The 20,635-nt window shown below is 67.3% G+C and carries 22 protein-coding genes; 9 read left to right on the forward strand and 13 right to left on the reverse strand.

The window, feature by feature from the left end:
* Nucleotides 1-25: 25 nt before the first annotated feature.
* The 10 genes from AB7O82_RS09690 to AB7O82_RS09735 form a co-directional block, all read right to left on the reverse strand.
* Nucleotides 26-1,069 (reverse strand): methyltransferase domain-containing protein, encoded by a 1,044-nt coding sequence (locus AB7O82_RS09690; RefSeq protein ID WP_428543335.1) that lies wholly within the window; start codon nucleotides 1,067-1,069, stop codon nucleotides 26-28.
* Nucleotides 1,070-2,068, reverse strand: coding sequence for a glutathione S-transferase family protein (locus tag AB7O82_RS09695; RefSeq protein ID WP_428543337.1), 999 nt, complete (start codon nucleotides 2,066-2,068; stop codon nucleotides 1,070-1,072).
* Nucleotides 2,069-2,080: 12 nt separating this feature from the next.
* Complete coding sequence (gene corA, locus AB7O82_RS09700) at nucleotides 2,081-3,148, reverse strand: magnesium/cobalt transporter CorA (protein ID WP_428543339.1); 1,068 nt, start codon at nucleotides 3,146-3,148, stop codon at nucleotides 2,081-2,083.
* A gap of 22 nt (nucleotides 3,149-3,170) precedes the next feature.
* A complete protein-coding gene (locus tag AB7O82_RS09705; RefSeq protein WP_428543341.1) occupies nucleotides 3,171-3,455 on the reverse strand; it encodes a putative quinol monooxygenase in 285 nt (94 codons plus the stop codon).
* A gap of 103 nt (nucleotides 3,456-3,558) precedes the next feature.
* Nucleotides 3,559-4,035, reverse strand: coding sequence for a MaoC family dehydratase (locus tag AB7O82_RS09710; protein ID WP_428543379.1), 477 nt, complete (start codon nucleotides 4,033-4,035; stop codon nucleotides 3,559-3,561).
* Between the two features lie 177 nt (nucleotides 4,036-4,212).
* Nucleotides 4,213-4,821 carry an HAD-IA family hydrolase gene (locus AB7O82_RS09715; RefSeq protein ID WP_428543343.1) on the reverse strand — a complete coding sequence of 203 codons (609 nt, stop codon included), beginning with the start codon at nucleotides 4,819-4,821 and terminating at the stop codon, nucleotides 4,213-4,215.
* Nucleotides 4,818-5,504 carry a glutathione S-transferase N-terminal domain-containing protein gene (locus AB7O82_RS09720; RefSeq protein WP_428543345.1) on the reverse strand — a complete coding sequence of 229 codons (687 nt, stop codon included), beginning with the start codon at nucleotides 5,502-5,504 and terminating at the stop codon, nucleotides 4,818-4,820. Before AB7O82_RS09720 ends, AB7O82_RS09715 begins: the two co-directional genes overlap by 4 nt.
* Before the next feature lie 7 nt (nucleotides 5,505-5,511).
* A complete protein-coding gene (gene mmsB, locus AB7O82_RS09725) occupies nucleotides 5,512-6,393 on the reverse strand; it encodes a 3-hydroxyisobutyrate dehydrogenase (RefSeq protein WP_428543347.1) in 882 nt (293 codons plus the stop codon).
* Nucleotides 6,394-6,615: 222 nt separating this feature from the next.
* The gene (locus AB7O82_RS09730; protein ID WP_428543349.1) at nucleotides 6,616-7,683 is read right to left on the reverse strand and encodes an enoyl-CoA hydratase/isomerase family protein; all 1,068 of its coding nucleotides are present in this window, start codon (nucleotides 7,681-7,683) and stop codon (nucleotides 6,616-6,618) included.
* Between the two features lie 178 nt (nucleotides 7,684-7,861).
* Nucleotides 7,862-9,001 (reverse strand): acyl-CoA dehydrogenase family protein, encoded by a 1,140-nt coding sequence (locus AB7O82_RS09735; RefSeq protein WP_428543351.1) that lies wholly within the window; start codon nucleotides 8,999-9,001, stop codon nucleotides 7,862-7,864.
* Nucleotides 9,002-9,085: 84 nt separating this feature from the next.
* Between AB7O82_RS09735 and hemB the strand changes: the two genes are divergently transcribed.
* The gene (gene hemB / locus AB7O82_RS09740; protein WP_428543353.1) at nucleotides 9,086-10,099 is read left to right on the forward strand and encodes a porphobilinogen synthase; all 1,014 of its coding nucleotides are present in this window, start codon (nucleotides 9,086-9,088) and stop codon (nucleotides 10,097-10,099) included.
* A gap of 36 nt (nucleotides 10,100-10,135) precedes the next feature.
* On the forward strand, nucleotides 10,136-10,624 hold the full coding sequence (locus AB7O82_RS09745) for an NUDIX hydrolase (RefSeq protein ID WP_428543355.1): 489 nt from the start codon (nucleotides 10,136-10,138) through the stop codon (nucleotides 10,622-10,624).
* Between the two features lie 215 nt (nucleotides 10,625-10,839).
* Here AB7O82_RS09745 and AB7O82_RS09750 read toward each other — a convergent pair whose 3' ends face one another.
* Nucleotides 10,840-11,667 (reverse strand): isocitrate lyase/PEP mutase family protein, encoded by an 828-nt coding sequence (locus AB7O82_RS09750; protein ID WP_428543357.1) that lies wholly within the window; start codon nucleotides 11,665-11,667, stop codon nucleotides 10,840-10,842.
* Between the two features lie 94 nt (nucleotides 11,668-11,761).
* Here AB7O82_RS09750 and AB7O82_RS09755 point away from each other — a divergent pair, with 94 nt between their 5' ends.
* Entirely contained in the window at nucleotides 11,762-12,685 is a 924-nt protein-coding gene (locus AB7O82_RS09755) for a LysR family transcriptional regulator (RefSeq protein WP_428543359.1), read from the forward strand.
* Here AB7O82_RS09755 and AB7O82_RS09760 read toward each other — a convergent pair.
* A complete protein-coding gene (locus tag AB7O82_RS09760) occupies nucleotides 12,682-12,822 on the reverse strand; it encodes a hypothetical protein (RefSeq protein WP_428543361.1) in 141 nt (46 codons plus the stop codon). The genes AB7O82_RS09755 and AB7O82_RS09760 overlap by 4 nt on opposite strands.
* Nucleotides 12,815-13,792 carry a YheT family hydrolase gene (locus tag AB7O82_RS09765; RefSeq protein ID WP_428543363.1) on the reverse strand — a complete coding sequence of 326 codons (978 nt, stop codon included), beginning with the start codon at nucleotides 13,790-13,792 and terminating at the stop codon, nucleotides 12,815-12,817. The genes AB7O82_RS09760 and AB7O82_RS09765 overlap by 8 nt, the downstream gene beginning before the upstream one ends.
* Before the next feature lie 213 nt (nucleotides 13,793-14,005).
* Between AB7O82_RS09765 and AB7O82_RS09770 the strand changes: the two genes are divergently transcribed.
* From AB7O82_RS09770 to AB7O82_RS09795, 6 genes are all read left to right on the forward strand, one after another.
* Nucleotides 14,006-14,380 carry a hypothetical protein gene (locus AB7O82_RS09770; protein WP_428543365.1) on the forward strand — a complete coding sequence of 125 codons (375 nt, stop codon included), beginning with the start codon at nucleotides 14,006-14,008 and terminating at the stop codon, nucleotides 14,378-14,380.
* 1 nt (nucleotide 14,381) lies between these two features.
* Nucleotides 14,382-14,957: a type II toxin-antitoxin system VapC family toxin gene (locus tag AB7O82_RS09775; protein ID WP_428543367.1), complete on the forward strand. Its 576-nt coding sequence runs from the start codon at nucleotides 14,382-14,384 to the stop codon at nucleotides 14,955-14,957.
* A gap of 61 nt (nucleotides 14,958-15,018) precedes the next feature.
* Nucleotides 15,019-15,882: a DMT family transporter gene (locus AB7O82_RS09780; RefSeq protein ID WP_428543369.1), complete on the forward strand. Its 864-nt coding sequence runs from the start codon at nucleotides 15,019-15,021 to the stop codon at nucleotides 15,880-15,882.
* A gap of 12 nt (nucleotides 15,883-15,894) precedes the next feature.
* A complete protein-coding gene (locus AB7O82_RS09785) occupies nucleotides 15,895-16,905 on the forward strand; it encodes a dienelactone hydrolase family protein (RefSeq protein ID WP_428543371.1) in 1,011 nt (336 codons plus the stop codon).
* Between the two features lie 100 nt (nucleotides 16,906-17,005).
* Nucleotides 17,006-18,178, forward strand: a complete 1,173-nt coding sequence (locus tag AB7O82_RS09790; protein WP_428543373.1) for a CaiB/BaiF CoA transferase family protein — start codon at nucleotides 17,006-17,008, stop codon at nucleotides 18,176-18,178.
* An 11-nt stretch (nucleotides 18,179-18,189) separates the two neighbouring features.
* Nucleotides 18,190-20,622, forward strand: coding sequence for a penicillin acylase family protein (locus tag AB7O82_RS09795; RefSeq protein ID WP_428543375.1), 2,433 nt, complete (start codon nucleotides 18,190-18,192; stop codon nucleotides 20,620-20,622).
* The last annotated feature ends 13 nt before the right edge of the window (nucleotides 20,623-20,635 follow it).

Below are 20,635 nucleotides of genomic sequence, written 5' to 3' on the forward strand. Positions count from 1 at the left end.
AGCGAAGCTGGGGAGGCGAATAGACTCACCTCACTCTTGCGACGAACATCGTGCCGAACTCGTCGACCGGGTGGTGGACCTTCTCGATAGAGAATCCCGCCCGGCTGGCGGCCTCGCGGAAATAGGTCTCGGTAAATCCCAGCTCGAGCCAGCCGAAGCAACGGGTCGACCACACGCTTCCGCCGTCCAGGCGCAAGCCCCAGGGCATCGGCAGGGTTTCGTCGATCGGCTCGGCCGCGAACAGTACCTTGCCATCCGGCTTCAGCCTGCCCGCGAGCGACGCCAGCAGCGCACGATGGTCGCTGCAATGATGGAACGAGGCGTCGAACACGATCGCATCGAACTTGTCCTCCAGCTCTGCGACGGCGGCAAAATCGCGGCACAGCAGGCGCGGCGGATTGGCCAGGCCCCTGCAGCGATGCTCGACTATGTCGAGGAAGCGCTGCTCGATGTCGATGGCTGTGACCTGATAGCCCATCTGGGCCAGTGCGAGGGTCGTGTTCCCCCAGCCCGATCCGAATTCCAGGACAGAAGATTTCGACGGCAACTCGAGGGTCCTGATGATCAGCCCGGTCAGCATCAAATGGGTGGAGACCGTCTTCCAGCTCTGCGTGTAGTAGGGAAATGGCAGCGCGCTCGGATCGGCGCCGAGAAAGCTGCTGCGCTCGTTCTCGATCGTGTAGGGACGGCCGGCGATCAGTTCATAGAGGCCGAGCTGATAGTCTGCGTATTCTTTCGAGAACGGATCGGACGGCAGGTTCGCGAAGTCGACGACGTACCTGAACGATTGCAGGGCGGCCCGCACCGCGTCGTCGGAAATCGCGTGGGCCGCATCCACCTCCTTCAGCGCCGCGTCGAGCTCGTCGATCGTCGCGACATCCCGCACCTTGGGCTCGGCGTTGGCCGGCGGAACCTCGGCCACCGGGGGCTCCTGTGCTTCCGGCGGCCTGGCGGAGCACATCTCGACGACGGGCGCCGCGACGACCGAGGTCGCGGCAGACGGCGGGGATTGCGCCGGCGCGGGCGAACGATCGCCGAACCAGCGCCGCCACAGGCTACCGGACGCCATTCATCCAGCCAGGTACTTCAGGCAGCCCGTCCGGTCGAGGATCTCCGCCAGGCCCGGCGCCGCGCTGGCCGCCTTGTACTTGCGACGTATCTCGGCCAGCGACCGCGCATGGTACTTCTGCGGCGTCTGCGACCATGCCGCGCCGCCCAGCGTCATGTCGAAGGTCTTGTCGTCCCGCGCGATCGCCGCCTCGTTCGCCGCCGACCACGGCAGGAACAGGCCGCCAACCTCCTTCTCGAGCAGCGGCAGCAGGGTCGACGCCAGCCCGTCCCAGGCCTCGAACGGGCCTTCCGCGCCCGGCGACACCATGCGCCGTACCCAGGCCATCACGTTCGGTGACGAGTCCCGCATGACGGCGCCCGGCGTCGGATCGGTGGCGGCCTCGTAGAGCTGACCCCACAAGCCGAAATCGGCCATCGCCGGCCGGCCGCCGAGAAGGTACGGCCGCATCGCCAGATGAGTCTCGAGCAAGCCCAGCACCTGCCGGAACGACGCCTCGATCGTCGCTCGGGTCTTGTCGCTGGAGCCGACGAAGCCCAGCCGCCCGGTCATGCGCTCGGCGACGGCGGTGCGCGCCTCGGCCACCGCGAGCGGGCCCATGGCGCCCATCATCTGCAGGGCGATGCGCTCCGCCGTCGCCCAGGCGTCGGGCTGATAGAACCAGCGATAGTGAAACATCCACTTGTTGCCCCACTCGTCGCCATACTCCTCGAGCAGGGCCGACAGGAAGGCGAGCATCGGATCCCCCGGCACGATCGACGGCTCGGGATGGCGCGCCTCGAGCTGCTCGATGATCGGCGTCGAATCCTGCATGCCGGCGCCATCCGGCGTCACCACCAGGGGCACGAGCGGCAGCTTGGCGTATTTCTGGAACTCCGCCTGGACCGCTGGCGAGCGCGCAATCCACTCGTGCGGCAGACCCTTGTAGCGGAACCAGGAGCGCACCTTCACCGAGTAGGGCGACAGCTCGGATCCGAAGATCCGGAAGTCAGACGGCATGAGACTGTTCCTTCAGATCCAGCGCTTGCGCTTCAGCCAGATGAACAGGGAGATGACGATCACGACGACCATTCCCCAGAAGAAGACGTAGCCGTAGCGCCAGCCGAGCTCCGGCATGTTTCCATGGTCGCGGTCGAAGTTCATGCCGTAGATGCCGGCCAGGAAGCTCAGCGGCATGAAGAACACGGTGATGATGGCCATCGTCTTCATCACCTCGCTCATGCGATTGGAGGCATGCATGAGGTAGACTTCCATCAGCCCGTTGGTCATTTCGCGGTAGCTCTCGACCAGCTCGAGCACGGCCAGGGCGTGGTCGAAGCAGTCGCGCATGTAGGTCCGCGTCTCGGGCATGATGAACGGCACGTCCGGCCGCATCACCGCCAGCACGGTCTCGCGCTCGGCCCACTGGATGCGATGGAATGCCACCAGCGCCCGCCGCGCCTGGTGGATGCGGTTGAGCGTGTCGGGGGTCGGATGCTCCAGCGCCTCGTCCTCGAGCTCCTCGAGATGGCTCGACATCGCCTCGATCAGCGGGAACTTGCGGTCGACCACGAGGTCGATCAGCGCATAGACGAGATAGTCGGTGCCGAACATGCGCAGCCGCGATCCCGCGGTCTGCACGCGATCGCGCACCGGCTTGAAGATGTCCATCTTGTGATCGTGGAAGGAGATCACGTAGTTCTCGCCGAAGAAGATGCTGACCTGGCGCGGATGGAGCTCGCCGTCCTCGTAGACCGGATCGTTCAGCACGATGAAGCCCTGCCCCTCGTAGAGGTCGAGCTTGCTCCTCTGATGGGCGTGGAAGACGTCCTCGAGGGCCAGCGGATGCAGGTTGAAGGCCATGCCGAGGTCGCGCAGCATGTCGGAGCTCGGCCGCCCGGCGACATCGATCCAGGTCCGCCCCGGCGTGCCGAGATGAAAGCGGCACTCGTCTACCTCGACGCCGTGCAGCACCTGCACGTCGTCGCCCGTGTACTCCACCAGGGTGAAGTCGAGCGCCTCGTCGGGAACGGGCGCACGGCCGGCCAGCGTGCCGGGAGACGTGCCGGGCTTGGTATGCCGATGGAAGATTCCGTCCATTGTCCCGAGCACCCTGGCCCCCTCAGACTTCGGTCATCACCTGGACGTCGGGCCGGCCAGCGAGATAGTCGCCGAGCTTGCGCCCCAGCTCCTTGTAATGCGGCGCCGCGCGATGGGCGTCGAGGGCGGCCTGGTCGTCGTAGCGCTCCAGCATGACGTAGACGTTGGCGTCGGCGGTCTTGTGCAGGGCATAGAGCTTGTTGCCCGGCTCGTCGGCGTGCACCCTGGCCTGCAGGGCCTTCATCGTCGCCTCGAACTCGGCATTGGTCCCAGGCTTGATGGTGAGCTTGGCGATCACTCCCAGCATGTCGTCCTCACTTCGTCCCGTGTGCGGGTTACGGCCTACCGTTCATCATGGGCCGCGTCGATGATGGTTTCGTCGACTCTGATCTCGTCGACTGGCACCTCTGTCACGCCGGCCGCCGCTTGAGCAAGTACTTGTGCTCGCCATCGCTGACCAGCTCGCCCTTCTGATTGTGAATGGTGAGCTTCATGACGACGACGCCGGTCGTCCGCCCCGGCCGGACCTCGCTCACTTCCAGCATGGGATAGAGCGTGTCGCCGCAATATACGGGCTTGAGAAAGCGCGAAGACTGCTCGAGAAAGCCGATCAGGGCGTCGCCGATGACGTGCGGGAAAATGCCGCCGCCCGCGGCCCCCTGGACGGCGACCTGCAGCCCGTGCGCCAGCAGGTCGCGATGCCCCCGCGCCCGGCAATATTCGCGATCGTAGTGGATCGGATGATTGTCGCCGCTGGCGAGCTGGAACGCCGCGAACAGCGCCTCCGTCTGGGTGCGCGAATTGATGTAGTACCTGTCGCCGACCTTGATGTCCTCGAACCAGTGCGTCGGTCCGAAGCGGTGGTCGGCGGGCTTGAATTCGGTCACGTCGGCCACGCGATCTCCTTCGGCTGGCCCGGCACCATAGCCCCGTCCCTGCGACGAAGGAAACAAGTCGCCTGGACCAGATGCCCGTGGCGCGGAATCAGCCGAACCGAAGGAGCCCGGCCCAACAACCATGCAGGTGCGCGAAATCCCGCCGTGATGGAACCTCGGGCGGTGCCATCACGTCAGGATTCGCTCCAGTGCGTCGAGCGTCGGCTCGAGATAGTCGGGCGGCGTCTCGTCGCGCGGGGGCAGGCCGATGCGATTGTGCCAGTAGACCGGCATGCCGACAGCCCTGGCCCCCGGCACATCCGACGCCGATCCGGCGACGAAGAGCGTGCGCTCAGGTGGTGTTCCAAGCGCCGCCAGCACGGCACGATAAGGCTCGGGCCGCGGCTTGTAGAAGCCGACGCTTTCCGCCGTCGCTACCACTGCGAACGGAACGCCGACCTGCGCCGCCGCCTGTCGACCGAGCCGGATCGAGCAGTTGGTGGCGACCGCGAGCGGGACGCCGATCCGGCTCACGACGCCCCTTGCCTCGGGCCACGGAGCGAGTCCCGGCCAGCGACGTTCGAGTTGCTCGCCCAGCGCCTCCGGCAGGCCGACGTCGCGCGCCGCCTCGCGCACCAGGGTTTCATACGGCCGGTAGGCGCCGCAGCCGTAGGTGATCTCGAGGTACCGCCGTCGCCATCGCAAGCCATCCTCGGCCGAACCGGCGACGCTGTTCCACAACGTCCACGAATCGAGCAGCGCCGTCAGCAGGTCGAAGACGACGGCGTCATACCTCACGCGGCCTTGGCCTTGCGGCCCAGTCCGTCGAACAGATCCAGCATCCGCTCACGCCAAGCATATACCGGATCGTCCGGCTCCAGCAGAACCAGCGGGCTTGCGATGTGCGCCCACAGGAGCGACCCGGCCAAGGCGTAGTCCGGATAGGCCGGCTTCGCGCCGGCGAGGAAGGCTTGCTCCTTCAGAACGCGCCGCGCCGGCTCGAGGACGGTGCGGAACGCGACGACGCCTTTATCGCGTGCCGCCTTCTGGAAGCCGGCGAAATCCGTCGTCCCGATCCGCTTGCCCCGCGTCTCCCTGAAGTAGGCCTGGTCGGCCGGCCGCACGCGCTCGTAGAGGTCGCCGACGATGATCGGAAACAGCGCCGGCTGGACGACCGAATCCGCCCACCCGGCCACGAAGCGGGCATGGGACAGGGCGGCTTCGTTCGCGAACAGCGGATTGTTCGGATAGGCCTCGTCGAGGTGCCGGGCGATCGCCCAGCTGTCCTTCACCACCGTGGCGCCGTCATGGATCACCGGGACGGTCTGCGACTGGGCGAAGGCGATCTTCTCCTTCTCTGTGAAGCCCACCGGCTCGTCGCGCCAGGCGAGCCCCTTGTGCTTCAGGACGTACTTGGTCCGCCAGCAGTACGGGCTGGGCCGGCGATCGCCCTCCACCGCCAGGTCATACAGCGTGATCATGGCTGCCTCACTTCCCGTCGAGCATGCGGATGATGCCGGAGAAATCCTTGGCCGCATTGCCGCTGTTGACGAACAGGTTGAAGAGCTGCGCCGCCTCGGCCCCCATCGGCGTGCTGGCGCCCACCGCATTCGCCGCCTGCTGCGCCAGCATCAGGTCCTTCAGCATCATGGCCGCGGTGAAGCCCGCCTGGTAATCGCGATTGGCCGGCGAGGTCGGGACCGGTCCCGGCACCGGGCAGTAGTTGGTGAGCGACCAGCATTGGCCGGACGACGTCGAGGCCACGTCGAACAGCTTCTGGGCATCGAGGCCCAGTCGCTTGGCCAGCATGAAGCCTTCGCTGACGGCGATCATCGAGACGCCGAGGATCATGTTGTTGCAGATCTTGGCCGCCTGGCCGTTGCCGCTGGCGCCGGCGTGGACGATGTTGCGGCCCATCTTCTCCAGGATCGGCCTGGCCTTGGCAAAAGCCTGATCGCTGCCGCCGACCATGAAGGTGAGCGTGCCCGCCGTCGCGCCGCCGACGCCGCCCGAGACTGGCGCATCGATCATCTCGAAGCCCGCCTTCTCCGCCAGCGCTCCGACATGACGCGCGCTGTCGACATCGATCGTCGAGCAGTCGATCAGCAGGGCGCCCTTGGCGGCGTTGGGCAGCACGTCCTTCTCGTAGACCTCGCGTACATGCTTGCCGGCCGGCAGCATGGTGACCACCACCTCGGCCTCCTTGACCGCCTCCGCCGCCGACGCCGCCTTCCGGGCGCCGTGGCCGACCGCCGCCTCGACGGCCGCGGCCGACAGGTCGAAGGCCGTCACCTGATGCTGTGCCTTGACCAGATTGGCGGCCATCGGACCACCCATGTTGCCGAGCCCGATGAATGCAATCTTCGCCATGGGATCCTCCCCGTTTCAGGTCATCTCAATCTTAGCTCGTCCCCAGCTCCGCTGGGGAGGTGTCGCCGTCACACGGCGACGGAGGGGTCATCGCTCTTCCGGACCGCGGGCGTCCCGCCCGCTCTTCTGATGAGCAGGCGAGACGCCCGCGGTCCGCATCATGACCCCTCCGTCTCGGATTACCGAGACACCTCCCCAGCGAAGCTGGGGAGGAGAAATGACTCACTCGAACATCAAATCATTCGCGACCGGCTGGAAATGCGCCTCCACCATCGCCGGCGTCACGGCGTCGATGGTGGGAGGGGTCCATTTCGGTTTCTGGTCCTTGTCGACCAGGAGGGCGCGCACGCCTTCGAAGAAGTCATGGTCGGGCCGCATGCAGGACTGGGCCATGCGATACTCGATGGTCATCGTGTCCTCGAACGAGCGGTTGGCGCAGCGCTTGAGCTGCTCGAGGGTGATGGCCATGGACAGCGGCGACAGCTTCAGGAGCGCCGCGAGCTGCTTCTGCGCCCACTCGCCCGGCTGCCTCTTCAGCTTGGCCTCGATCTCGCCGACCGATTCGGCAGAGAAGCAGCGATCGATCTCGGGCATCAGCGCCGGCAGGCTCGGCACGCCGGCATTGGCTGCAAAGCCCGCGATCACCTTGTCGACCTTGCGGTTGGCATCCGGACCGGACAAGTCGGCCGCGCCCAGGGCGGCCAGCAGCTCGCCCATCCTGGCGCTCGGGACGTGCGCGTCGACGATACCCGCCCACACCGCGTCGGCTGCCTTCAGCCGGTAGCTGGTGAGCGCAAGGAAGGTCCCCAGCGCCCCGGGCAGGCGCGTCAGGAAATAGCCGCCGCCGACATCGGGAAACAGGCCGATGGTGGTTTCCGGCATGGCGAACAGGAACTTTTCGCTCGCCACCGAATGCGAGCCGTGCACCGACAGGCCGACGCCGCCACCCATGTCGATGCCGTCGATCAGGGAGATCCATGGCTTGGCGAAGCGATAAATGCGGCGGTTGACGATGTACTCGTCACGAAAGAAGTCGCGGCGCAGCGTGCCCGACGGGTTGTCGCGCATCTCGCGATAGAGCCCGATCACGTCGCCGCCGGCGCAGAACGCCCGATCGCCGGCGCCGCGCAGCACCACGGCCTTGATCGACGGGTCCGCCTCCCAGCCCGGCAGGACCTTCTCCAGTTCCAGGATCATACCATGCGTCAGCGCATTCAGGGCCTTGGGCCGGTTGAGCGTGATCAGGCCCAGCCCCTCCTTCACCTCGAACAGAATCTCCGACTCGGTCATTCACTCTCCGTCACTCTTCGCCCGCCATCTCGAAGCCACTGGCTTCTTCCGGACCTTGGTCTTCCGGACCGCGGGCGTCCCGCCGGCTCATGTTCATGAGCATGAGCGGGCGGGACGCCCGCGGTCCAAGAGGCCCGCGACCTCGCAACGACTACCGTCAACCTCGCAATGACAACCTTCAGCCCATCAGCAGCCGGCGCGAAATGATCACGCGCATGATCTCGTTGGTACCCTCGAGGATCTGGTGCACGCGCAGGTCGCGCAGATAGCGCTCGATGGGGAAGTCCTTCAAGTAGCCGTATCCGCCATGCAGTTGCAGCGCCTCGTTGACGACGCGGAAGCCGACGTCGGTGGCGAAACGCTTGCCCATCGCGGCCGCCTGCGTCGCCTCCGGCGACTTGGCATCGAGCAGGCTCGCCGCCCGCCAGATCAGCAGGCGCGCCGCGTCGAGCTCGGTCGCCATGTCGGCGAGCTTGAACTGGGTCGCCTGGAAATCGGCGATCGGCTTGCCGAACTGCTTGCGCTCGACGACGTAGCGCGAGGCCGTCTCGAGGCAGGCGCGCGCGCCGCCCAGCGAGCAGGCGCCGATGTTGATGCGGCCGCCATCCAGGCCGGCCATGGCGATCTTGAAGCCGTGCCCTTCCGGGCCCAGCCGGTTGGCGACCGGTACCTTGCAGTTCTCGAAGATCACGGCCGCGGTCGGCTGGCTGTTCCAGCCGAGCTTCTGCTCCTGCTTGCCGAAGGAGAGGCCCGGGGTGCCGTTCTCGACCACCAGGGTCGAGATGCCGCCCGCCCCTTTGCCGCCGGTGCGCAGCATGACCACGTAGACGTCGCTGCGCCCGCCGCCCGAGATGAACGCCTTGGTGCCGTTCACGACATAGTGGTCGCCCGCCAGCTCGGCGCGCGTAGCAAGGCCGGCGGCATCCGAGCCGGCGCCGGGCTCGGTCAGGCAGTAGCTGGCGAAGTGCTCCATCGAGCAGAGCTTCGGCAGGAAGCGCCGGCGCTGATCGTCGTCGCCGAAACCGTCGATCATCCAGGCAGCCATGTTGTGGATCGAGATGTAGGCCGCCGTGCTCGGGCACGCTGCCGCCAGCTCCTCCATGATCAGCGCCGCATCGAGGCGCGACAGGCCGCTGCCGCCGACGTCGTCGCGGACATAGATGCCACCGAAGCCAAGCGCCGCGGCCTCGCGCAGGGCCTCTTCGGGAAAGATCTTCTCGGCGTCCCACCTGGCGGCGTCGGGCAACATGCGCTCGGTCGCAAATTGCCGCGCCGTATCACGGAACGCGCGTTGATCCTCGGAGAGCTCGAAATTCATGGGCCGCGGATCATATCGGGGGGCCTCGGGCAGTCAAACAAGTCGCATTGCCGCTGTTCGAGCTTCGCGCCATAAAGTCCTGCCATGCCGAGCCGTTTCACCACCCTGGGTCGCTATCCCGGCACCCGCCTGCGCCGCAATCGCCGCGAGGACTGGTCACGCCGCCTCGTCGCCGAAACCAGGCTGTCGGTCGACGACCTGATCTGGCCGGTTTTCGTCCAGGAGGGGCAGAAATCCCGGACGCCCGTTTCGTCCATGCCGGGTGTCGATCGGCTCTCGATCGATCTCTTCGTCGAGGCGGCCAAGCAGGCCCGCGACCTCGGCATCCCGGCGCTGGCGATCTTTCCCGAGACCGATCCCCAGGCGAAGACGCCGGACGCCCGCGAGGCCTACAACCCGGACAACCTGGTGTGCCGCGCCATCCGCGCCGTCAAGAAGGAGGTCTCGGGCATCGGCGTCGTCTGCGACGTGGCGCTCGACCCGTTCAACAGCGACGGCCATGACGGCATCGTGCGCGACGGCTACGTTCAGAATGACGAATCGCTCGACGCCCTGGTGAAGCAGGCGATCGTGCAGACCGAGGCCGGCGCCGACGTCCAGGCGCCGTCGGACATGATGGACGGCCGCATCGGCGCCATCCGCAAGGCGCTCGACGACAAGGGTTTCATCCACGCCCAGATCATGTCCTATGCCGCCAAGTACGCGTCGGCCTTCTACAATCCCTTCCGCGACGCCATCGGCAGCTCGGGTGCGCTGAAAGGCGACAAGAAAACCTACCAGATGGATCCGGCCAACTCCGACGAGGCCCTGCGCGAGGTCGGCTTCGACATCGAGGAAGGCGCCGACATGGTGATGGTGAAGCCGGGCCTGCCCTATCTCGACATCGTGCGCCGCGTGAAGGACGCCTTCGGCGTGCCGACCTATGCCTACCAGGTGAGCGGCGAGTACGCGATGCTGCGCGGAGCCGCCGACCGCGGCTGGCTCGACTGGAACAAGGTGCTGATCGAGACGCTGACCAGCTTCAAGCGCGCCGGCTGCGACGGCATCCTGACCTACGGCGCCGTCGACGCGGCCCGGCTTCTCGCCGCCCGCAAATGATCGTGCGCCCTTGGCGATAATCGAACGCCCATCAAGATGATCGAAAGACCGTCGGCGCGGCTGATCCTGCTCGACCCGCAGGATCGCCTCTTCCTGTTCAACGTCCACGACCCCGGCGTCTACGATCCGGCCAACCCGTACTTCGACCCGTTCTGGGTGATGATCGGCGGCTTCGTCGACCCCGGCGAGGAATTCGCCGACGCCGCAGTGCGCGAAGCGCACGAGGAAACCAGGCTGCCGGTGATCGGCACGCCGCGTTGGGTGTGGGCGCGCGAACGCCGCATGAGCTGGCGCGGCAAGGACGTGCTGCACAGGGAGCGCTTCTTTCTGGCCCGCACCGACCGTACCGAGGTCGACACCTCCGGCCTCGACGAGCGCGAGCGCAGCTGGACCCGTGGCCACCGCTGGTGGCGCGTCGAGGACATCACCGCATCAACGGAGCGGTTCGAGCCGATCGATCTCGGCAGCCGCCTCCGGTCGCTACTGCACGAAGGGCCGCCGTCGGAACCGATTGTTCTGAAGTGATTGCGCCATGACTCATGGCGTCAGTCGAAGGGAATATCAACTTCGGTAAAGCTCCCCGCCCCTGCAATGGCTGCGGCTATGCTCCAGCGATAGTCATTCCGTCCTAGAGGTTCACGCCGCGACTATATCAGCATGGCAGGCGCCGCTCGTCGCCAGATTCATGCCGGACGGATCAGACATGGCCGCGCCATTTGCACGTCACAGGAATACTTGCCTCACGCGCCAACTGCCAACAGCCGCTGCAGTTCCTTGATGCCGATCATGTCGCGCATCCAGGCGAACGAGCCCTGTTCCTTCATGGCCCGTCCGGCACCCACGAAGGTGGCGAGCGCCAGCCGCGACAGTGCGCCGCCGACGCTGATCCGCTTGGCTCCCGCCGCGGCCAGTTGCGCCACGGTGATGTCCGGGTCGAGCCAGCCCGTGACGACGTTCACCGGGCGACTGACCGCGCCGGCCACATGGCGCACCTCGTCGAGAGTGCGCAAACCCGGCGCATAGACGACGTCGGCGCCCGCCTCCACATAGGCCTGGAGACGGCGGATCGTGTCGGCCATGTCGACGCGGCCGCGGATCAGGTTCTCGGCCCGCGCCGTCAGCATGAACGGTACCGGCAGGCTGCGGGCGACCGCCACTGCCGCCTCGACGCGCGCCACAGCGAGATCGAAATCGTAGATCGGATCCCTGGCGTCTCCGGTGAAATCCTCGATCGAGCCGCCGACGGCTCCCGCCTCGCTGGCAAGCCGGATGGCCTCTGCCGCCGCCTTCGGCTCGTGGGCGAAGCCATTCTCCAAGTCGACATTGACCGGCAGGTCGGTCGCCGCGGCAATCTCGCGGCAGTTCGCGACCACCTCGGCGCGCGTCACCGTGCTGTCCGGCCGGCCCAGCATGTTGGCCAGGCCGAGGCTCGTGGTGGCCAGCGCCTCGAAGCCGAGCCCCGCCAGCAGGCGCGCGCTGCCGGCATCCCAGGGATTGGGGATGACGAAGGCGCCGGGCCTCTCGTGCAGGGCGCGGAACGTCGCGGCTTTGTCGGCTTGATCGGGCATCTCGCGTCTCCTGTTCGGGTTCCCGCCAATTCACCGCCCTGGCCGGCTTTTGTAAAATGCATAATATCGTTGCTCACTATCAGCTTTCCGGATCATGGAAGTCGACGAGCTTCGAACATTCCTCGCCATCGCGGAGACCGGTGGCTTTTCGCGCGCAGGCCAGCGGCTGCACCGCTCCCAGCCCGCCATCAGCCGGCGCCTCGGCCTGCTCGAGCAGGAGCTGGGCGCTCCGCTGTTCGAGCGCATACGCGGCCGGGCGCGGCTGACGGAGGCCGGGCGCGCCTTCCTGCCCTACGCCGAAGCCGCCATGGCCGCGCTCGAGGATGGGCGCGATGCGGTACGCGATCTCGCTGGCGCGACCCGCGGCGCGGTCTCGCTCGCGCTGGTGGGCACCCTGGCCGACACCCGGATCGTCGATGTGCTGCGCCGTTTTGCACGACGACAGAAAGACGTTCGTCTCGAGCTGCGCACCGCGTCGAGCGCGGAGGTCAGCGATCTCGTGCGCCGCGGCGATGCCACCCTCGGGCTGCGCTATTTCACCGGCAACCGACCCGACCTGGTGGAGCAGAACGTGGGCAGCGAAGCCATGCTCGTGATCGCCGCCGCGGGCCATCCTCTGGCCGGCCGCCGCGTGCGCGATCCCCGGGCGCTGGCGGGCGAGCGCTGGGTCGGCTTTCCGCCATCGGCCGGCGATCGTGATTCCTCGGGCCATGTGCTGGCGCGGCAACTCGCCCGGGCCGGGCTGGACAGCGCCGATCTGACCTTGATCGACAGCCTGACCGCCCAGAAGCGGCTGGCCCAGGCAGGCTTCGGCGTGGCGCTGGTGCCGGAAACCAGCGTGCGCGACGAGCTGCGCCAGGGGGTGCTGGTGGCGCTCGACATCCCCAGCATGCGCACCGCGATCCCGATCACCGTCCTGCACCGCCGAAAGGGTTACCTCAGCCCGGCGGCCCGGGCGCTGCTCCAGCTGCTGATCGAGCGCGCGCCGCGAACCAGGGTGAACCGGCGTCGCGCCTAGCGGCGCCGGTCGTCCTTCTCCCTCTTGCGCCGCTCGTGCTCCTCGGAGGCGCTGCGGTAGGCGCGCCAGGCCAGGATCAGCGCAACCAGCGAGGCGGCGACGCCGAGAACCTGCATAAGGGATGGAAGTTCAACCATGCTCGAAGAACCTCGCCACGGCCAGGTCGCTCCAGGGCTGCCGGCTGTCCCTGCCGTGGAAGCCGACGTGACCGCCGTGGTTGGGCAGCAGCGGCAGGAGCGACGGATTGCAGGCCCAATCATACGCGCGATAGAGCGCGCCGGGAATCCACGGATCGTCGAGCGCGGCGAGGACGAGCGTGGGGATCCTGATGCCGGCCATGAAGCGCGTCGGACGGCACCGGTCGTAGTAGTCCTCGGCACTGGCGAAGCCGTAGCGCGGGGCAATGAAGACGTGGTCGTAGTCCCAAACCGTGCGCGCGCCGAAGATCGCGCTTCTCTCGGCCGCCGAGACCACCGCGCCCTCGCCGGTCGCCTCGACCTTCATCGTGTCGAGGATGTGGCGGTGATAGATGCGATTGCGCGGTCGAAGCATGTTGCGGCAGGTATCGGCGAGATCGATTGGCGCGCAAACGCTGGCGGCGGCGCGCAAGGGCGTGCCGCTCCCCTCCTCGCCGAGGTACTTCAGCAGCATGGCGCCGCCCAGGGAGTAGCCGACGGCCATCAGCCCGTCGCGCGCGAGGTCATCGGGCAGCACCGAGAGCAGCGTCCGGAAATCCTGGCTGCGGCCGGCATAGTAGTGCTGGCCGCACAGTGCCCGCGACGGCCCCGCGCCGCGCAGATTGAGCCGCAACACGCGATGGCCGCGATCGAGTAACAGGCGCGCCAGGGTGAAGAGATAGACGCTGTCCTCGGCGCCGGTCAGACCATGGATCAGGATGACCAGCGGCTTTCCCGCTTCGGACCTGGCCGGCCGGTCGAGGCTGGCCAGAAGCGTATCGCCGGTGCCGTCCGGCAAGGGAAAATGGAGCCTCTCGCTGGTGTGGGGCGACAGCGAGGTCGGCACGCGGCGCAGCCGGTTGGCGATGGTCTGCAGATCGGCTCCCCACCAGGGAAAGCGCGGGCGAAAGGGCGGCAGGTCGAGAGTCATGTCGCTGTCAACATGTCCAAGCCGCAGCCAAGGTCCCTTGCCGGGCCTGCGCTCACAAGGCGGCTGCGACGACACAAGCCCTCGATCTCAAATTGTGCCAATCCACGAGAGTTTGGACGATCCGTGGAGCTTCGGCAGCTTGAAACATTGAAAATCTGCCAAGCAGTGTCTACGTTCAACAAATTCCATTCTTGTCTAACATGAGCGATTGCCATGGCAAAGGCGTTGGCAGGCAGGTCGGAGTCACCCGGTGCAAGACAGGCGAAGGGCCGAGCCGATAGGGTCGCGGGTCGAACCCTGACGGCCCGAAGAGATTCGGCGGGCGACAGTATTGTTGTCGGCAAGGCTCGATTTGAAGCGGTCATGCGAGCGGCAGAACAGTCGGGACTGCTGACGGACAAGAGCGGCCGGATCGGAGGGCGGGTGAGCTCGGCCTTGGTCAAGCAAGCCAAACGGCAGACGGGCATCCAGACCGACACCGACCTGATCGAGTTCGCGCTGGCGACGGTTGCGCTGGAGGACAACTTTGCAGACGCGTTCCGAATGTCGCGAGGCACGGTCGATCCGGAGCTGAAGCTGGGCTTTTGAGGTGGCAGAGTTCGACTTCGACGCGGCGCGACGCTGGGCACGGTTCGACCGGCAGAAAACGCTGGCGCGGCGGAGCGACGAGGAGCTTCCGTTCGTCCAGGCCGGCCAAATCGTCGGCCAGGGCCTGTTGCTGGACACCTGCGTATACATCGACCAGATGCAGGATCGGTCTCCCGATCTCCTGGATGATCTGATTGCGCAGCGGCAAGTCAACCATTCGGCCGTCGCCCTTCAAGAGTTGATGCATACGGTCGGCGTCCTCGACCCTTCGGATCGACGGACGGCCGGTGTCATCGCCGAGATCCGCAAGCAGATCGCGGCCATGCCGCCGCATCGCCTGTTCGCACCGGATCTGGAGATTCAGGGACGAGCGACGTTGCTGTCGGGAATCCTGTGCCGCATCCAAGGATACGGCAAGGACGGCAAGCTGCGGGCGCTGCAGGACTGCGCATTGTTCCTGCAAGGGCAGAAGCTTGGCTTGGTCGTGCTGACTGCGAATGTCCGCGACTACGATATTCTCCTCCAGCTCATCCCGACTGGACGAGCACTGTTCTACCGTCGGAAGTCCTCTCCATAAGAATTCCTCGGGAGCGTCCCCGTTGCATTGCCGGGCCAGCACGCCGCAATGAAGGACCTGCATGACTCCGGCAACCAGCTCTCTCGTCGGCGTCGCCTTCGCCGTGATCGCCGCGACCATCTTCAGCACGGCGGGCGTCATCGTGCGGCGGATCGATCTGCCGGCGTGGGACGTGTCGTTCTGGCGCTCGGCGTTCCTGGTGACGACGATGCTTCCCCTTCTCGTCTGGCAGCGGCGCGGCATCCTGATCGACGTGCGCAATGCCGGGCTGGCGCTTGTGATGAGCGCAGTCCTGCTGGCCGGCGCCTTCGTCTCCTTCATTCTCGCCCTCGGCCTGGCGCCGGTCGCCAATGTGCTGCTGATGTTCGGCGCCACGCCCTTCATCACGGCCCTGCTGGCGCGCGCCGTCCTCGGCGAGCCGGTGCACGGTCACACGATCGTCACGATGGCCATGGCAACCCTGGGACTGGCGCTGAGCGTCGCCGGTTCCCTGCAGGCGGGCTCGCTCGCCGGCATGGCCGTGGCCTTCATCGTCGTCTTGTGCATGAGCGGCAACTACGTCGTCGTCCGCCACCGCCGCGACATCGGCATGGCGCCGGCGATCTGGCTCGCCGGCGTGATCTCGGGCCTGGTTGCGTTGCCGTTCGCCCAGCCGGGCAACGTAACCTGGGCGCAGTTGCCGTGGCTCCTGCTGCTCAGCCCCGGCCAGCTCGTCGGTGGCCTCCTGCTCTACATGGCGAGCCTGAAGCGAATCCCGGCAGGACGGGCCGCCCTGCTGGGCCTGCTCGAGCTGGTGCTGGGGCCGGTCTGGGTGTGGCTGTTCGATGGCGAAAAGCCGGACGACCTGACCCTGCTGGGCGGCATCATCGTGATCGGTGCGGCCGCCGCGAACGTCTGGCTGGATTCGCGGCGACCGGTTGGCTAGGACGAAGCTGACATGAAGCCTGCCCTGGCCATGGTGGCCACAGCCATCTGCCTGCTGGCGCAGCCGCCGGCACGTGCCGAGCCCGTCACCTCGCTGGCCGACGGCCGCTTGGGACTCATCGAGTTCGCTTCGGCAACGCCGTCAGGACCCAGTGCGCTCGTGCGGCAGACATATCCGGTGCCGGGAACGACCGTGCGCGGAACACTGTCTCTGCCCCAGGGGGCGGCTGGTCGAGTACCGGCGATGGTCATCGCCCACGGCAGCGGCGGCATCCTGCCGGGACGCGAGGCGGCCTGGGCCGCGCGTCTCGGCGCACTGGGCCTCGCCACCTTCGTCGTCGACAGCTTCGGCCCGCGCAACCTGCAATCGACGGCGCGCGACCAAACCCGTTTGTCGACGATGGCCAACCTGGCCGATGCGCTGGCGGCATTGCGCCTGCTCGCGACCCATCCGCAGATCGATCCCGCGCGCATCGGCGTCATGGGCTTCTCGCGGGGCGGCCAGGTGGCGCTGTACAGCACGCTCGAGCCGCTGCGGCGCGGCATGATCGACGGTGCCCTGCGATTTGCCGCCCATGTCGCCCTCTACCCCTCGTGCAGCATCCCCTATCACGCCGCCAGCGTCACCGGCTCGCCCATCCTCATGCTGCTGGGCGGCGCCGACGACTACACCCCGGCGGCGGCCTGCCATACTTACGCCGCCTGGTTTCGCGACAAGGGCACTCCCGTCGACGTGACGGTGTATGAAGGTGCCTATCACGATTTCGATATTCCCCCGCCGCCGCGCTTCGTCCCGGAGCTGCAGAGCGCCCGTGGCTGCAAGGCCCAGGTCGAGGTCGAGAGCGGCACCATGCAGCGCCTGGACAGCGGCGGCGCGCTGCGCGATCCAGCGGCCATCGCGGCCTACCTTCGCGGCTGCATGGAGCGCGGCGCGACGATGGGCGGTGATCCGCGCGCGCTGGCCCTCGCCGCGCGCGACGTCGGCGATTTCCTGCGCCGCACGTTCGCGCTTCGAGAGCCCTAGCCTGGATTTCCACGGAACCACTTTCTTGCGTGAAAATCCACACCAGTCGCGTATGCAGCTGCGACTGGATTCACGGCCACGCGCTGGCTAAGAACGCGGCATGACCCAGTCCGCCCCTGCCCTGCACCACGCCGGACCGCTTTCCGGCATCACCGTCGTCGATCTGTCCCGCATCCTGGCCGGCCCCTATTGCACCCTGCTGATGGCCGAGATGGGCGCCCGGGTGATCAAGGTCGAGCCGCCCAAGGGCGGCGACGATGCCCGCGCGTACGGGCCCTTCGTCAACGGCAAGTCGACCTACTTCGCCTCGGTCAACCGCGGCAAGGAAAGCATCGCCCTCGACCTCAAGGCCGACGCCGACCGCGCGATCTTCGAGAAGCTCCTGGAGAAGGCCGACGTGGTGGTCGAGAACTTCCGGCCCGGCACGATGGAGAAGCTGGGCTACGGCTGGGAAAGCCTCCACAAGAAATATCCCAGGCTGATCTACGCCTCGGCGTCGGGCTTCGGGCACACCGGGCCCAATTCCAGGGACCCGGCCTACGACATGGTCATGCAGGGCATGGGCGGAATGATGAGCATCACCGGCAACGAGGGCCAGCCGCCGTCGCGCGTCGGCATGTCGATCGGCGACATCGGCGCCGGCCTCTACACCGCCGTCGCGGTCAATGCCGCCCTCGTCCACCGCCTCAAGACTGGCGAATCAACCAAGGTCGATATCAGCATGTTCGACTGCCAGCTCGCGCTGCTCGAGAACGCCATCATGCGCTACACGGTCGAGGGCGAGATTCCCGGCCCGCTCGGCGCGCGGCATCCGACGATCACCCCCTTCCAGGCGTTCCGCACTTCGGATGGCGCCATCATCATCGCCGCCGGCAACGACGGTCTCTTCATCAAGACCTGCGAGGCGCTCGGCCGCCCCGACATGGCGGCCGACCCCAACTACAAGACCAACGCGCTGCGCCAGAAGCATCACGGCACGCTCGAGCGCGAGATCGAATCGATTCTGAAGCACGACACGACGGCGCACTGGATCGCCGTGGTCTCCAAGGCCGGCGTGCCGTGCGGGCCGATCAACAACATCAAGCAGGCGATCGAGCATCCGCAGGTGGCCGCGCGCAACATGCTGGTCGAGGTACCCGACGGCAGCGGCGGCACGCTGAAGCTCGCCGGCAATCCGCTGAAGATGTCGGCTTTCGAGGATCCCAAGACCCGGCGTCCGGCGCCGGACCTCGATCACGACCGCTCGGCGATCCTCGCCTTCATCGGCGGCTAGGGAGCTCCTCGATGCTCGCCCGCCTGGGCATCGGCCTGGCGAAGGGCCTGGCCGGCAGCGTGTTGGCGATCCTGATCTTCCTGGTCGGCGCCTTCTTCCAGGTACGCGGCGCATTGCCGTCGTACGACGGACAATTCGAGGTGCGCGGGCTCAAGGCGCCAGTCGAGATCCTGCGCGACAAGAACGCCGTGCCCCACATCATCGCCGGCTCGATCGAGGACGCCGCCTTCGGCCTGGGCTATGCCCATGCCCAGGATCGCTTCTGGCAGATGGAGCTGATGCGGCGACTCGGACAGGGCCGCCTCTCGGAGATCGTGCCGGCCGAGCTCGTCGGCTCCGCGTTGATCGAGACCGACAGCACGATGCGCGGCCTCGGCATCTACCGCAAGGCGTCGGAGAGCCTGAATGCGCTGTCCCCCGCCATGCGCGGCATCGTCGAGGGCTATGCCGCCGGCGTGAATGCCTGGCTGGCCGACGACGACCAGCAGTTCGGGCTGGAGCTGACCCTCCTCAAGCTGCTGTCGGGCGGCAGCTATCGGCCCGAGCCGTGGCAGCCGGCCGATTCGCTGGTGTGGGCCAAGCTGATGGCGCTCGGGCTCGACGGCAACTGGCGGGCCGAGCTCCTGCGCCTGCGCCTGGCGCGGCGGATCGGCGAGGACGGCGTGAAATTCCTGATCGAGGCGCCGGGCGACAATCGCGACGCCACGCTGTCGATGGTGAGCCAGGCAGTTAAGTCGCTCGACCTCGATCGCCTCTACCGCGAGACCGACAACATCGCCACCGCTAAGCGCATGGCGTCGAACGAGTGGGTGCTGTCGGGCGCGCATTCGGTGTCGGGCAAGCCGCTGCTCGCCAACGACCCGCATCTCGGCCTGACGTTTCCCGGCACCTGGTACCTGGCGCGCCTGCTCGGCCCGGGCTTCGACATCCGCGGCGCCACCTCGCCCGGCTCGCCGGCCATCGTGCTGGGCCACAACGGCACGATCGGCTGGGGCTTCACGACGACCAACCTCGACAGCCAGGACATCTTCGTCGAGCGCATCGATCCGACCGATCCCAACCGCTACATCACGCCTGACGGTCCCCGCCCCTTCGCCGTCCGCGAGGAGACCATCAAGGTGGCCTGGGGCGAGCCGGTGACCCTGCGCATTCGCGAGACGCGGCACGGCCCGGTCATCGACGACTTCATCCGCCGCGACAGCCAGGTCTCGCCGCAGGGCCACGTGCTCGCCCTGCAGGCGACGGCGCTCGATGGCGCCGACACCTCGGCCGAGGGTTTTGGCCGCATCGGCCTGGCGCACAATTGGGAGGAGTTCCTGGCGGCGACCCGTCGAATCGTCTCGCCCATGCAGAACATCGTCTACGCCGACACGGCCGGGAACATCGGCCTGGTCGCGCCGGCGCGCGTGCCGATCCGCCGCAAGGGCGACGGCTCGATGCCGGTTCCCGGCTGGACCTCGGAGTACGACTGGGCGGGCTTCGTGCCGTTCGACGAGCTGCCGCGGGTCTACAACCCGTCGGGCGGCATCATCGTCAACGCCAACGCGCGGCTGGTGCCCGACGACTATCGGCATTTCATCACCCGCGACTGGGCGGAGCCTTACCGGCAGCGCCGCGCCCATCAGCTGCTGCGCGAGGTCGAGCGCCATCCGGTCTACGGCATGATCGTCATGCAGGCCGACAACCTCACGCTCGAGGCGGCCGAGATCCTGCCGATGCTGCTCAAGGGCGCGCCGCGCAACCCGCGCGCCGCGCGCGCCCACGACATGCTGGGCCGCTGGAACCATTTCATGCACGCCAGCCGCCCCGAGCCCCTGGTCTTCACGGCGTGGCTGTGGGAGCTGCAGCGCGGGCTGCTGGCGGACGAGCTGGGCGAGCTCTTCCCGGCCCTGGCGGCGCCCGATGTTTCCCTGATGATACGCATCCTGCGCGACAAGCCCGGCTGGTGCGACGACGGCGGCACGCGCCAGACCGAGACGTGCGAGGACGCCATTGCGCTGGCCCTCGATCGCGCGCTCGACTGGATCGCGCGGCGACAGGGGCCGGACATGACTACCTGGCAGTGGGGCGAGGAGCACGTCGCCGTCCATCGTCACCCCCTGTTCGACGGCGTGCCGCTGTTGCGCGACATCGCCTCGGCGCGCTTTCCGTCGGACGGTGGGCCGCAGACCCTGAACCGTGCCCAGCCCTCCTTCCGCGGCGCCAGGCCGTTCGACTCGGTGCACGGCGCCGGCTATCGCGGCGTCTACGATTTCAGCGATCTCGACAACAGCCGATTCGCAATGCCGCTCGGCCAATCCGGCAACATGCTCTCGCCCTGGGCGCGCAACCTCGTCACGCGGTGGCAGAGCCTGTCCTACATCGAAATCTTCGGCACCCGCGCCGAGGTCGGCCACACCGCCGTCGGCCGCATCAACCTGTCGCCGGTTCCGGCGAAGCCGTGATCCCGGCAACTTG

Source organism: Reyranella sp., from assembly GCF_050185545.1.
Lineage (GTDB): Bacteria > Pseudomonadota > Alphaproteobacteria > Reyranellales > Reyranellaceae > Reyranella.

Coding starts and splice junctions, on each gene's coding strand:
- AB7O82_RS09690 (WP_428543335.1), bottom strand. CDS start 1,069: ATGGCGTCCGGTAGCCTGTGGCGGCGCTGGTTCGGCGATCGTTCGCCC.
- AB7O82_RS09695 (WP_428543337.1), bottom strand. CDS start 2,068: ATGCCGTCTGACTTCCGGATCTTCGGATCCGAGCTGTCGCCCTACTCG.
- corA (WP_428543339.1), bottom strand. CDS start 3,148: ATGGACGGAATCTTCCATCGGCATACCAAGCCCGGCACGTCTCCCGGC.
- AB7O82_RS09705 (WP_428543341.1), bottom strand. CDS start 3,455: ATGCTGGGAGTGATCGCCAAGCTCACCATCAAGCCTGGGACCAATGCC.
- AB7O82_RS09720 (WP_428543345.1), bottom strand. CDS start 5,504: ATGATCACGCTGTATGACCTGGCGGTGGAGGGCGATCGCCGGCCCAGC.
- mmsB (WP_428543347.1), bottom strand. CDS start 6,393: ATGGCGAAGATTGCATTCATCGGGCTCGGCAACATGGGTGGTCCGATG.
- AB7O82_RS09730 (WP_428543349.1), bottom strand. CDS start 7,683: ATGACCGAGTCGGAGATTCTGTTCGAGGTGAAGGAGGGGCTGGGCCTG.
- AB7O82_RS09735 (WP_428543351.1), bottom strand. CDS start 9,001: ATGAATTTCGAGCTCTCCGAGGATCAACGCGCGTTCCGTGATACGGCG.
- hemB (WP_428543353.1), top strand. CDS start 9,086: ATGCCGAGCCGTTTCACCACCCTGGGTCGCTATCCCGGCACCCGCCTG.
- AB7O82_RS09745 (WP_428543355.1), top strand. CDS start 10,136: ATGATCGAAAGACCGTCGGCGCGGCTGATCCTGCTCGACCCGCAGGAT.
- AB7O82_RS09750 (WP_428543357.1), bottom strand. CDS start 11,667: ATGCCCGATCAAGCCGACAAAGCCGCGACGTTCCGCGCCCTGCACGAG.
- AB7O82_RS09755 (WP_428543359.1), top strand. CDS start 11,762: ATGGAAGTCGACGAGCTTCGAACATTCCTCGCCATCGCGGAGACCGGT.
- AB7O82_RS09760 (WP_428543361.1), bottom strand. CDS start 12,822: ATGGTTGAACTTCCATCCCTTATGCAGGTTCTCGGCGTCGCCGCCTCG.
- AB7O82_RS09765 (WP_428543363.1), bottom strand. CDS start 13,792: ATGACTCTCGACCTGCCGCCCTTTCGCCCGCGCTTTCCCTGGTGGGGA.
- AB7O82_RS09770 (WP_428543365.1), top strand. CDS start 14,006: ATGGCAAAGGCGTTGGCAGGCAGGTCGGAGTCACCCGGTGCAAGACAG.
- AB7O82_RS09780 (WP_428543369.1), top strand. CDS start 15,019: ATGACTCCGGCAACCAGCTCTCTCGTCGGCGTCGCCTTCGCCGTGATC.
- AB7O82_RS09785 (WP_428543371.1), top strand. CDS start 15,895: ATGAAGCCTGCCCTGGCCATGGTGGCCACAGCCATCTGCCTGCTGGCG.
- AB7O82_RS09790 (WP_428543373.1), top strand. CDS start 17,006: ATGACCCAGTCCGCCCCTGCCCTGCACCACGCCGGACCGCTTTCCGGC.
- AB7O82_RS09795 (WP_428543375.1), top strand. CDS start 18,190: ATGCTCGCCCGCCTGGGCATCGGCCTGGCGAAGGGCCTGGCCGGCAGC.